Here is a 12,405-nt window from a genome sequence, read left to right as displayed (position 1 = left end):
ATAAACTTACAAAATTATTGTCTAAAAATTTTGTAAGATTTTATTTTTAAGAAAAATAACCTATATATAAGATTAATCGAAGTTTTTATTAATAAAAATTAAAAAAATGTAGAAATACTTTTCAATTTTTCAATAATACATAATGAAACCTTAGGGTATTATATTTTTTTCTTAATAAAAAAATCAATTAATTGAATATAAGAATAAAGTCTATATTTGTTTTTTACTTTTTATAAGAGCCCTCATTATATATGTTTAAGTACATTTTTGCACTAATACCCTTTCTATTTTTTTGTTTAAACATAAATGCACAAGACCAAACCTTTAAAAAGCAACTGGATTATATACAAAAGTTAAGACGCTTATCTAAAAACAACGAATTAGATATAGAGACTAGAATATTACATGCTAAAAAAGCTTGCGAGTTGTCTTATAAAATGGCGGTGGATTCAGTTATTTTTTCATCAGATATAAATAGTCTGGATTTTTTATCAAATACTAAGGATTTTCAGGCACTAAAAAAGACGTTTCATAAACACCTTAAACTAGCTAGAAAACTAAAAGATTCTGTAGAGATTGCTTTTTATTGTGGTTTATTAGGAGAACATTATTCCATTTTTCAAAAAATAAGACCAGATAGCTCATATTACTATTACAATATTTCCCAGAAAACTTATAAGGCACTAAAGAATAGCTTCAGTAGCGCACTGATATTATCCAGAATAGCCTTTTTGCAAAAAGATGAGAAAGAATTTGTTGGTAGTGAAATTAACTCTATAGAAGCTCTTTTGTTGTTAGAAACATTGAAAGAGTGTAATATAATCAAAAAACGAAGAGCTTATATTTATAACAATTTAGGCATGGTGTTTAACCAGTTGAAACAATATGAAAAATCTATTGAATATTATAATTTATCACTTAAAATAAAAAGAGAGCTTGAAGGTGATAATCAAAAAACTATATATATATGTTATAATAATTTAGGAAATACTTTTAAGTATTCGGGTCAATACGATAAAGCTATTAAAACATATACAAAAGTTTTAAATGATAAAGTTTTTATTAATAAAGAGATGAGTTTGCATGCTGTTGTATTAGATAATTATGCGCATGCATTATATTTATCTAAAGAGCATGAACAACTTCCAGAATTATATCTAAAAGCCTTAAGAATATGCGATAGTGTTAATGCCGATTATAGAACCATAATTATCCATCAACATTTAGCAGAGTATTACTATAGTTATAATAAAAAAGATTCTGCTTTATATCATGGCTATAAAGCTAAAAAGGTTTCAGAACAATTTTATAAGGACGATGTATTAAAATCACTTTTAGTGCTATCAAGAATAGAAGAAGATAGTATAGCTGTAAGACATTATGAGTCCTATATAGCTTTAAACGATAGTATTCAGAGAGCAGAGCGTTTAAAAAGGAATAAGTATGCCAGAATACAATTTGAAACAGACCAATATATAAAAGAAACCAAGCGATTAAGTACCCAAAACATTTTAATCTCAGTAATAGGTGGTATCCTATTATTGGTATTAGGGCTCTTGTATTTTATAAAAGTACAACGCTCTAAAAATAAGGCATTAGCTTTTGCGAGTGAGCAAGAAAAAGCCAATCAGGAAATTTATAAGTTAATGTTACAACAGCAAACTAGGCAGGAAGAGGGACGTTTACAAGAAAGACATAGAATTGCAGAAGATTTACATGATGGCGTATTAAGTAGATTGTTTGCTACACGAATGGGTATGGGGCTTTTAAATATAAAGGAAGAACAAGAAGCTTTAAAGAAACACAAAGGGTTTATAGAAGAGTTACAAGATATAGAAAGAGAAGTACGAGATATATCTCATACGTTAAAAAAAGAAAGCAAATTATCAAAAACTAATTTCGAGTCTATTATTGAGAGCTATCTAAAGAGACAAAGCGTTATAGGTAGATATAAATATGAGTTTAAAAAAGGAATCGATGTAAAATTTGAAATGTTTAACGAAAGTATAAGAGTAGAAATTTACCGTATTATACAAGAAGCCATACAAAATATAACAAAACATGCACAAGCTCATATGGTTACTATCTCTTTTTCATTAAAAAAGTTAGTTTTAGAAATTAAAATACACGATGATGGCATAGGCTTTGAGGTCAATAGGAATTATAGAGGCATTGGTTTAAAAAATATAGTCTCTAGAGTATTAAAACTTGAAGGTGATTATAACATAATCTCAAGCCCAAACAAAGGAACTGAACTAAATATAAATATCCCAGTCTAACAAGAGTTTTAAAACATGAATGTATTAATTGTAGAAGACCACCCATTAATTAGTAATGCATATAAAAATACTCTAGAGCACGTAAGTACTAACAATACAGATTTAAAGTTTAATATTGATATTGTTACAAATTGCGATGATGCTTATTTTAAGATTAAGAGTGCTCAAAAAACAAATACTATTGATATTGTTTTTCTGGATATTAAATTACCACCATCTAAGGACAGGAAGATAGTTTCGGGAGAAGATTTAGGCATTAAAATAAGAACACTTTTACCAAATGCTAAAATAGTTATAGCGACCACATATAATGATAACTACCGAATAGGTAGTATTTTTAAAACTATAAATCCAGATGGTTTTTTAATAAAAAATGATTTAAACCCTAAAGAACTTGTTTTCGCTATCGAAAAAATAATAGAAAACACTCCATATTACAGTAAATCTGTCGTTGCGTTAATGCGAAAAAAAACGTCTAATAGCATAATGATAGACGATATTGACAGAAAGCTATTGTACGAACTGTCCCTCGGAACAAAAATGAGTGAATTACCAGAAATAATGCCTCTTTCTTTAACTGCTTTAGAAAGAAGGAAGCGCACATTAAAAGACCTTTTTAATGTAAAAAGTGATAGAGACTTACTTATAGTCGCAGAACAAAAAGGATTTATTTAGTCATTCAGCTTTAAAACAGCCATAAAAGCTTCCTGCGGAATTTCTACATTACCAACTTGACGCATTCGTTTTTTTCCTTTTTTCTGTTTTTCAAGGAGTTTACGTTTACGAGAAATATCACCTCCGTAACATTTTGCGGTAACATCTTTACGTAATGCTTTAGTTGTTTCTCTGGAAATAATTTTGGCTCCAATTGCTGCTTGAATTGGTATATCGAATTGCTGACGTGGAATAAGCTCTTTTAATTTCTCACACATCTTTTTACCAATATTTGCGGCATTATCTGCATGAATTAATGCGGAAAGTGCATCAACTGGTTGCGCGTTTAATAAAATATCTACACGAACTAATTTTGACTGTTTCATGCCTATTGGATGATAATCGAAAGAAGCATAACCTTTTGAAACGGTCTTTAAACGGTCATAAAAATCGAATACAATTTCGGCTAATGGCATATCGAATGTTAATTCAACACGCTCGGTCGTTAAATATGTTTGATTGGTAATCTGACCTCTTTTTTCAATACAAAGCGACATCACATTACCAACAAAATCGGCTTTTGTAATAATGGTTGCTTTAATATAAGGCTCTTCAACACGGTCTAAACCAGAAGGTTCCGGTAAATCGGTTGGGTTATTAACAATTATAACTTGATCTGGGTGTTTTCTTGTAAAAGCATGATAAGAAACGTTGGGAACCGTTGTAATCACAGTCATGTCAAACTCCCGCTCTAATCGTTCCTGGATAATTTCCATATGCAGCATACCCAAAAAACCACAACGGAAACCAAAGCCTAAAGCGGCAGAGCTTTCCGGTGCAAAAACCAATGAGGCATCATTTAATTGAAGCTTTTCCATGGACGCTCTAAGCTCTTCGTAGTCTTCGGTATCTACAGGATAAATACCGGCAAAAACCATAGGTTTTACATCTTCAAATCCGGCAATGGCATTGGTTGTTGGATTTTTAGCATCGGTAATAGTATCACCCACTTTGACTTCTTTCGCTTCTTTAATACCGGTTATAACGTAACCAACATCACCTGCTTTTATTTCTTGCCTTGGAAACTGTTTGAGTTTTAAAGTACCAACTTCATCGGCGAAATAATTCTTGTCGGTGGCAATAAATTTAATGTTTTGCCCTTTTTTAATAGAGCCGTTTATCACTCTAAAATAAGTCTCTACACCACGAAATGGATTGTAAACCGAGTCAAATATTAAAGCTTGTAGAGGCTCATCTATTTCACCTTCTGGAGCAGGAACACGTTCAATAATAGCTTCTAAAATATTATCGACTCCAAAACCTGTTTTTCCACTGGCATGAATTACTTCTTCTGCTTCACAACCTAAAAGATCAACAATATCATCGGTTACTTCTTCAGGATTGGCACTAGGTAAATCTACTTTATTAAGTACCGGAATAATTTCCAAATCGTTTTCTAAAGCTAAATATAAATTAGAAATGGTTTGCGCTTGTATGCTTTGGGCGGCATCTACAATAAGTAAAGCGCCTTCGCAAGCAGCTATAGATCGGGACACCTCATAAGAGAAATCAACGTGACCAGGAGTATCAATTAAATTTAAAATATACTGTTCGCCTTTGTACTCATACTCCATTTGTATGGCGTGCGATTTTATAGTAATACCACGCTCACGTTCTAAATCCATGCTATCCAAAAGCTGATCTTGCTTTTCTCTAGCGGTCACAGCGCCGGTATAATCTAACAAACGGTCTGCGAGCGTACTCTTACCGTGATCTATATGTGCAATTATGCAAAAATTTCTAATGTGCTTCATAGTCAAAAAATCTCTCTAAAAAAGATTCTGCAAATATAGATGATTTAGCCGAGGTTTGTTAATATTTTAATTTAATGAAAATAAGTTAAAGCTAGGTCATCATACTCCCGCAAAGCCCTAAGCTTACAATAACATAAATTGTAGCCAGAATAAATAATACTTTGGCTGCTTTTTTATTTTTTTCACGAATAACAAATCCGATAATAGCTAATAAAATGGCAGGTCCAAACATGATAGCCAGAATTAAATATATCAAGCCATCTAAATTCATATTGCCTTCTAAAAAGTATAACATAATTAAATTTTTATAGCATCATACTTCCACATACACCAAGGCTTATTAAAAGATAAACCACGGATAGTATTATGAGTATTTTCGATGTTTTTCGGTTTTTTGTTCGAATAGCCAATCCAATAATTAGTAAAATCAATGAGGGTAAAAACATAATGGCTAAAACCAGTAAAAAGACCCCCATATAATTTCCCCCTTCTGTTATTAAAATAGTCATAATATATTATTTCTAAGTTCCTCTAAATATGCTTTTTTATCATCTCTATAAAACAAATTCATTGTTTCAAAAGGGATAATCTTATTGTCTTTATCTACAATATGTACGCAGGATTTTTTAATAGCACGTACATCAAAATTATAAGCATCGATAAATTGCATGATAATGACACGAAATAAATTATCGTAACCTAAATTTGGCGCATCAATGTTTGGTAAGCAACACATAATAGATTTTAAATTTTCTTCGGCCACTTCCACTGAATTTCCGGTGCTAAAAAGTTCTATCATTTTTCCATGAAGATTTTCATCTTGTTCATAAATTATCGTGTTCTTACTATTATCTAATAAATCATTGGGATTTATATAACGCGTCAAGGGAAACACCTCGTTCCCCAATTTAAGGGCATACCCCATGACTAATGCGTCTGGGTTACAAGGTACAGGGAGCAAATCATCTGGATTAAAAATAGTGGTTTGCTCCATAATTTTCCGACGTACTTCTGTGAGCGTCATTCTATCGGTTTCTGGATTAAAATGTTCTAACCTTCCCGCAATTTGCGTTGGCTGAAGTGTAACTCCCCGTACACATTTTTGTTTTAAAGCGTAGTCTATTATTTTACCTATTTCATGATCGTTTAATCCTTTTTGAAGGGTTACCACTAAAGTGGTCGATAAGTTCAGGTTATTTAAATTTTCAATAGCCTGTTTTCTTATGTCGTTTAAATCGGCACCGCGAAGTTCTTGTAACACGTTGTTTTCAAAAGAATCAAATTGAAGATAAATTTCGAAATCTGGCGCATAGGTTTTTAGCTTTTCAGCGAAAGCGACATCTTTTGCAATTTTGATACCATTGGTGTTTAACATTAAATGCCGAATGGGTAATGACTTTGCATAATCTAAAATTTCGAAAAACTGTGGATGAATAGTAGGTTCACCACCACTAATTTGCACGACATCGGGTTCTTTTTCGTTAGCGACAATGGTATCTAACATGGTTTTGACTTCTTCGAGAGTACGGTGCCTGCCGTAAGTAGGCGAAGACCCGGCATAACAGGTAGGGCAGGTTAAATTACAGCGGTCTGTAACTTCGATAACAGTTAAACAGGAATGTTGTTCGTGGTCTGGACATAAACCGCAATCGTAAGGGCAACCATAATCTGTTTTAGTATTAAATTTATAAGGTGTTTCAGAGGGTTTATTATAGTTTCGTATGTTTTTATAATATTCTATATCATCTGCAATTAATACTTTAGAGTTACCGTGTTCATTACAACGCTTTAACATATAAACATGGTCGTTTTCGAATACAATTTTGGCATCAACACGTTTTAAACATTCTGGACAAAGGCTTAGCGTAAAATCGTAGTAGGTGTATTTTCTAACGGGCATTTTTAAAAATGTTTAAAATGGTTTTGTGGTAATAAAGCAAACAAATTAGACATAATATTTGGATTGTGCTTAAACTTAAGAAGTAAAACACATTCGGTTTTAAAAATTCTATGAAGAACCTAAATGTAAAATAGGAAATCATAAACAATTTAAAGAGGTCGCCGTTTTTTAAGTGTGGTTTATATCTATTATGTTTTAAACCGAAAAATAAAATGATTAGAAACAGCAATTCATATAGAGCTATGGGATGACGTAATAATCCATCGCCTAAATTCATACCAAAAATAGAAGTCGTTTCTACTCCATAAGTAAACTCGTTTATGCCAGATAAAAAGCATCCTATTCTTCCAATAAAAATGCCTAGAATAATGGGAAGAACAAATAAATCGCCAGATGATTCTGTTTCTCCTATGAGCTTTTTGGCAATTTCTACGCCAAGCAAACCGCCAAATAGCCCACCCATAATGGTTTTTGTATTGAGTAATTGGATGATATTTTCTTGTGATAAACTAACTAAAGGGTTTTCTAAAAAGCCAACGAGTCTGGAGCCTATTAAAGCACCAAGTGCAGCTCCTAAAATGATAGATAATCTATTATTTGAAGAAATAATATCGTTACTTTTTCTTCTTAAAAACACATAATACCTAAATGCAATAAAAAAGGCAAGATATTCTAAAATTAGGTGAATGTTTATGTTGTAACCGAAAACAATAGGTTCGTAGGGAATATTCAAAAAGCTTAAAATTTAGTTTTAAAAATACAACAATATTAAAGCGAATAATCAATTTGATTAAAAAAGAGTAATTTTGTCCAAAATTTGCAACGTGGTAAAAATAGACAACATAGAACTGCCAGATTTTCCATTGCTTTTAGCGCCTATGGAAGATGTTAGCGATCCGCCATTTCGTAAGCTGTGCAAGGAGCAGGGAGCCGATGTTGTATATACCGAATTCGTGTCTAGTGAAGGCTTAATTCGTAATGCAGCAAAGAGCGTTATGAAGTTGGATATTTATGAGAAAGAGCGCCCTGTCGGGATTCAAATTTTTGGAGCTAATTTAGATAGTATGTTGCAGACTATTGATATTGTTTCGGATTCTAAACCGGACATTATTGATATCAATTTTGGTTGCCCTGTGAAAAAAGTAGTTAGTAAAGGGGCGGGCGCAGGTATTTTAAAAGATATCTGTTTAATGGAGCAACTTACTGCCGAAATGGTGAAACGTACCAATATACCTATTACTGTAAAAACGCGTTTAGGTTGGGATCATGATTCTATAAAAATAGTTGAGGTTGCCGAAAGGTTACAAGATGTAGGTTGTAAAGCCATTGCTATACATGGCCGTACCCGAGCTCAGATGTATAAAGGCGATGCCGATTGGAAACCTATTGCCGAGGTGAAAAACAATCCACGTATGCACATTCCCGTATTTGGAAATGGTGATGTTGTTAGCCCAGAAAAAGCTATGGAAATGCGTGATAGTTACGGGCTTGATGGTGCTATGATTGGTCGTGCCAGTATTGGGAATCCGTGGTTTTTTAAACAAGTAAAGCATTACTTTAAAACAGGTGAACATTTAGCACCAATTTCTTTAGCTGAACGTGTTGAAGCTGCTCGCAGACACTTACAAATGGCTATTGATTGGAAAGGTGAAATTTTAGGTGTTTTTGAAACGCGAAGACATTACACTAATTATTTTAAAGGCATTCCGCACTTTAAAGAGTACCGCATGAAAATGGTTACCAGTGACCATTCTGCAGATGTATTTGCTGCTTTTGATGAGGTATTAGAAAAATTCTCTGAGTATCAGTTTACGGAGTAAAAACCCTTCCGTCTTTCAATTCTATGGAATTGAAATCCCTTAATAAGGGAAGGAATTGCTTGGTGATCATGTTTGGAGTAATGATTTATACTAGATATATAACTCCAAATTGTAATTCGAAGATTTAATACCATTTAGATGTTGTAATGTGCGTGATAAAAAGCCATTTTTATAGTAAGATTTTAAACTATAAGAGATATAACACTCTCCTCCTTTTTTTAAGGAGGAGTGGATTTAGTTTTGGTTAAAAACTAAAGACGAGGAGGTTTTTTGCAAGAAGAATTGGGGTGTTGTTTGAACTTTTTTCGTTTTAAAAAAGGAACTACCTAAAAACTGTTTGTCATTATTTATAAAAACTCACCCAAATTAATTAGTTTGCACTAACGATTTTGAAATTCTTACGGATGCAATTTTAGAAGCAATAATACCTAAAACGGAAATGGTTATAAATACGATAAAAAAGTTTTCAACCCTTATGGCCATTGGGTAAGGCAATGACGGTGTTATCATAACCAAATTAAATGCTTTTTGAAGTGCTGTGATGATTAATGCGACTCCTAAGCCTATAAAACCGCCTATAATACTCATTAAGCTCCCTTGTAAAAGGAAAATTTTACGAATATCCTGTATAGTGGCTCCCATGTTAAAGAGCGTACTTAAACTTTTCTTTTTGTCCAGCATCATCATGATTAATGAACCTATAACATTAAAAAAGGCAATAATTAATACTAAGGTGAATATTAAATATACTGCAAGATTTTCGGTATTTAACATTTTATAAAGTGCATCGTTTAGTTGCGCTCTGTTTTTTAAAACAACTTTATCTCCTAAAATAGCTTGAATTTTTTGTTTAACAAGTGCTTCGTCTACAACACTATTAAGTTTAAACTCTATAGCAGATACCTGATTAGGATCATAATTTAGAAGATTTTTAGCTAAATCTAAAGAGGCATATACATAGGTGTCGTTTAATGTTTCATTTATATAAAACACACCAACATTAACCGCTTTTACTGTGTTGAATGCTTTTTTATTAGAAGTTATTTGCCCCTTTCCCGGTTTTGGAACATATATACTTAGAGCTTTTGAAAAATCTAAAACGCCAAGTGATAAGTTTTTTGAAACACCCCAGCCTACTACAATTTGATTAGATTTTTGATCTAACCAATTGCCATTATCTATTTTAGATTCAATATTAACTACGTTTTGAAAGTGCTCATCAACTCCTTTAATTGTTGCTAAATAGTTTTTATCATCGACAGCAATAGCAACGCGCTCTTCAATAATTTTAGAGAATAACGCGATGTCTTCTAAGTCATTTAGCTTAGAAATATCAGATTCCGTTAAAATAAAAGATTTACCAACCGAAGATTCCGCCTTTAAGTCGGGATCGACAATACTGGAAAACTGAAGCGTAAAATCTTTTAAACCTGCAAAACCGGATAGCACAATAAATAATGATGCAGCGCCTAAAATAACACCAATAATAGCAATTATAGTTATAAAGTTAATAGCATTGTTAGTGCTTTTTGAGCGTAAATAACGTTTTGCTATATATAATGGAAATTGCATGTTTACTAAGTAAAGAAAATAAGTTTAAACTTGGAGGGTTTTTTTGAATTGATTAAGATTTTTTCCTTTTATCTAAAATATTAGGGTCTTTAATAGGGTTTTTTTCTCCTTTTAGGGATTTTTCTATTTGATCGATATATTCCAAAGAATCGTCTACAAAAAACTCTAAATTTGGCATACGCCTTAATTGATGCTTGGTGCGTTGTGCTAACTCATGTCTAATTAAAGGCGTGTTAGATTTTATACCTTCAAGAAGCTCTTTAGCTTTATCGTTCGGAAAAATACTTAAATAAACTTTAGCTACCGATAAATCTACCGTCACTTTAACCTTGGATACAGATATTAAGATACCATGCATTCCTCCTTGTGTGGCAGCACCCTGTAATACTTCAACTAAATCGCGTTGTAAAACAGATCCTATTTTTTTTTGTCTTTGACTTTCCTCCATGTTGCAAAAATAATGGATATTTTTGTATCTTAACTACAAATGCCGATTCTCTTCATTACTTTGGTTATGCAATAGACCAAGGGATGACAAAAATAACATTATAAATGAATAAAATTGAACATATAGGAATTGCTGTAAAAAGCTTAAAGGATTCTAATGAATTGTTTTCCAGATTATTTGGAGAGCCTCATTATAAAATAGAAGAGGTGGAGAGAGAAGGTGTTAACACGTCTTTTTTTAAGGTTGGCGATAATAAGATTGAACTGTTGGAGGCTACCAATGAAGACAGTCCGATTGCAAAATTTATAAATAAAAAAGGAGAAGGTATTCACCATATTGCTTTTGATGTTATCGATATTGAAGCAGAAATTAAACGTCTTAAAATAGAAGGCTTTAAAGTTTTAAATGAAACTCCAAAAAAAGGAGCAGACAATAAGTTGGTGGCTTTTTTGCATCCAAAATCTTCTAATGGAGTTTTAATTGAGCTGTGTCAAGAGATAAAGGAATAATTTTTCTTGCTAAGAAATAAAATAAGTAGTAATATTGCACTCCAATTTCGGTCCCATAGCTCAGCTGGTTAGAGCACCTGACTCATAATCAGGGGGTCCTTGGTTCGAGCCCAAGTGGGACCACTAGTAAAACAAGGCAGTTACAGAAAATGTAGCTGCTTTTTTATTTCCCTATAGCGTGCTTTCAGCGTGCTTTTTTGTTAATAACTTTTTGAAACGCATACTATAGAACACATGTTCCCTCTTTGTTCTTGACACACTTACCTCAGGGGCATAAAACCACTCAAACATTAAGGTTAATAGGAATTAACTCCTAATTATATTTTTTTAAGCAGGTATAAAAGAAAGGACAACTGTTATGCCCAACAATCTATATTATGGTGAAATCGCTGCGTATATCTCCGGTAAACTTGTAGAAAATCCAGATCATAAAACACGTATCAATCATGTTATTGCTATGCAACCGGAGAAGGAAACTATTCCAATAATCTCTGCGGAAGCAGCGAGGGTTTTTGATAGGCTTGAGGATTTATCAAGTGATTATTTTATTGATTGGCACAAGGCCGTAAGTGTTTATTCCGAGCAAATACTTGATTGTCTTCTCTCTGGAAAAATGCCAACTCTGATCGACATGGTTTCCATGACCGCCAGCAGCATCCAAAACAGCCAATAGAAAAATAAAATATGAGCTTCCCCTTCCGGGGAAGCGTTTTATTACACTTCAAAACTTTAGGGCGTTCCCCCTCGCGCACGCCAATTTGAAAGCCAAAACAATTTTGAAAAATGCGGGTGCTAAAACCGTCCTATTTTTAAAAATTCTTTCGCCCAAGCTTAGCTAAAGCACGTTTCCGCATTGACGTTTGCTCACCCCCTGTTCGCCACATGGAAGGAGTTATGTCAGACGCACTTATGCGTTTAACAAACTCCTTTTCCAAAGGACTTTTAACCAACCGACAGAAAGGAAATATTATGTCGAAAAAAACTGAAACCCAAAACGAAACCAACCAAGAAACAAAGCTGTTTGCAGATACAAATGTTTCTATGAAATCCGGCAGGCTCGTTAAAGATGCCGAGCTGGTTGGCAAGGGTAAATTTGTCAGATTGAGAATTGCAACCAACAAGCAATATCTGGATGCCAATAAAGAAGTTCAGACCAATACAAATTATTTCAATGCACTTGTTTCAAGCAATCTTAAGAATGCTTTTGAAGCTGCCCAAGACCTTAAAAAATGTGATTGGGTGTATCTGAAAGGTGAAGACGCAAAGCAAAGCTTCGACACGCTCGAAGGCTACCGAAAGGCTGAAACTATAATTTATGCCTACAAGGTTGGTCTGAAGAACGAAAGCAGCAGCAACCAAACTCAAGAAGCTTAAACAACCAAACAAGGGGAGAGCCTAAAGCTTTCCCC

General features: G+C 33.2%; 12 protein-coding genes and 1 tRNA gene. 7 read left to right on the top strand and 6 right to left on the bottom strand.

From position 1 onward, the window contains the following. The first annotated feature begins 251 nt into the window (after nucleotides 1-251). Both Q4Q35_RS10980 and Q4Q35_RS10975 read left to right on the top strand, forming a co-directional pair. Nucleotides 252-2,279: a tetratricopeptide repeat-containing sensor histidine kinase gene (locus tag Q4Q35_RS10980; RefSeq protein ID WP_303278019.1), complete on the top strand. Its 2,028-nt coding sequence runs from the start codon at nucleotides 252-254 to the stop codon at nucleotides 2,277-2,279. A gap of 15 nt (nucleotides 2,280-2,294) precedes the next feature. Next, nucleotides 2,295-2,954: a response regulator gene (locus tag Q4Q35_RS10975; RefSeq protein ID WP_303278018.1), complete on the top strand. Its 660-nt coding sequence runs from the start codon at nucleotides 2,295-2,297 to the stop codon at nucleotides 2,952-2,954. Here the strand turns inward: Q4Q35_RS10975 and lepA are convergent. From lepA to Q4Q35_RS10955, 4 genes are all read right to left on the bottom strand, one after another. Next, a complete protein-coding gene (lepA, locus tag Q4Q35_RS10970) occupies nucleotides 2,951-4,747 on the bottom strand; it encodes a translation elongation factor 4 (RefSeq protein WP_303278017.1) in 1,797 nt (598 codons plus the stop codon). The genes Q4Q35_RS10975 and lepA overlap by 4 nt on opposite strands. Before the next feature lie 91 nt (nucleotides 4,748-4,838). Continuing rightward, a complete protein-coding gene (locus Q4Q35_RS10965) occupies nucleotides 4,839-5,042 on the bottom strand; it encodes a hypothetical protein (RefSeq protein WP_303278016.1) in 204 nt (67 codons plus the stop codon). A gap of 210 nt (nucleotides 5,043-5,252) precedes the next feature. Next, nucleotides 5,253-6,647, bottom strand: coding sequence for a radical SAM protein (locus tag Q4Q35_RS10960; RefSeq protein WP_303278015.1), 1,395 nt, complete (start codon nucleotides 6,645-6,647; stop codon nucleotides 5,253-5,255). Then, on the bottom strand, nucleotides 6,637-7,380 hold the full coding sequence (locus Q4Q35_RS10955) for a prolipoprotein diacylglyceryl transferase (protein ID WP_303278014.1): 744 nt from the start codon (nucleotides 7,378-7,380) through the stop codon (nucleotides 6,637-6,639). The genes Q4Q35_RS10960 and Q4Q35_RS10955 overlap by 11 nt, the downstream gene beginning before the upstream one ends. Nucleotides 7,381-7,471: 91 nt before the next feature. On the opposite strand from Q4Q35_RS10955, the gene dusB reads away from it, so the two are divergent. Continuing rightward, nucleotides 7,472-8,467, top strand: coding sequence for a tRNA dihydrouridine synthase DusB (dusB, locus tag Q4Q35_RS10950; RefSeq protein WP_303278013.1), 996 nt, complete (start codon nucleotides 7,472-7,474; stop codon nucleotides 8,465-8,467). Nucleotides 8,468-8,833: 366 nt separating this feature from the next. Here dusB and Q4Q35_RS10945 read toward each other — a convergent pair whose 3' ends face one another. Together Q4Q35_RS10945 and rbfA are read right to left on the bottom strand one after the other, a co-directional pair. After that, the gene (locus tag Q4Q35_RS10945) at nucleotides 8,834-10,039 is read right to left on the bottom strand and encodes an ABC transporter permease (RefSeq protein ID WP_303278012.1); all 1,206 of its coding nucleotides are present in this window, start codon (nucleotides 10,037-10,039) and stop codon (nucleotides 8,834-8,836) included. Between the two features lie 52 nt (nucleotides 10,040-10,091). After that, on the bottom strand, nucleotides 10,092-10,487 hold the full coding sequence (gene rbfA, locus Q4Q35_RS10940; RefSeq protein ID WP_303278011.1) for a 30S ribosome-binding factor RbfA: 396 nt from the start codon (nucleotides 10,485-10,487) through the stop codon (nucleotides 10,092-10,094). Between the two features lie 104 nt (nucleotides 10,488-10,591). On the opposite strand from rbfA, the gene mce reads away from it, so the two are divergent. From mce to Q4Q35_RS10920, 4 genes are all read left to right on the top strand, one after another. Further along, nucleotides 10,592-10,996: a methylmalonyl-CoA epimerase gene (gene mce, locus Q4Q35_RS10935; protein WP_303278010.1), complete on the top strand. Its 405-nt coding sequence runs from the start codon at nucleotides 10,592-10,594 to the stop codon at nucleotides 10,994-10,996. Between the two features lie 49 nt (nucleotides 10,997-11,045). Then, nucleotides 11,046-11,119 (top strand) — tRNA-Ile (locus tag Q4Q35_RS10930). Between the two features lie 235 nt (nucleotides 11,120-11,354). Further along, nucleotides 11,355-11,669 (top strand): hypothetical protein, encoded by a 315-nt coding sequence (locus tag Q4Q35_RS10925; RefSeq protein ID WP_303278009.1) that lies wholly within the window; start codon nucleotides 11,355-11,357, stop codon nucleotides 11,667-11,669. A 221-nt stretch (nucleotides 11,670-11,890) separates the two neighbouring features. Next, nucleotides 11,891-12,370, top strand: a complete 480-nt coding sequence (locus Q4Q35_RS10920) for a single-stranded DNA-binding protein (RefSeq protein WP_303278008.1) — start codon at nucleotides 11,891-11,893, stop codon at nucleotides 12,368-12,370. Nucleotides 12,371-12,405: the final 35 nt, after the last annotated feature.

The organism is Flavivirga aquimarina, from assembly GCF_030540835.1.
Taxonomy (GTDB): Bacteria; Bacteroidota; Bacteroidia; order Flavobacteriales; family Flavobacteriaceae; genus Flavivirga; species Flavivirga aquimarina.
The sequence above is the reverse complement of the archived record's forward strand: the minus strand, read 5'-3'. Positions and strand labels throughout refer to the sequence as shown.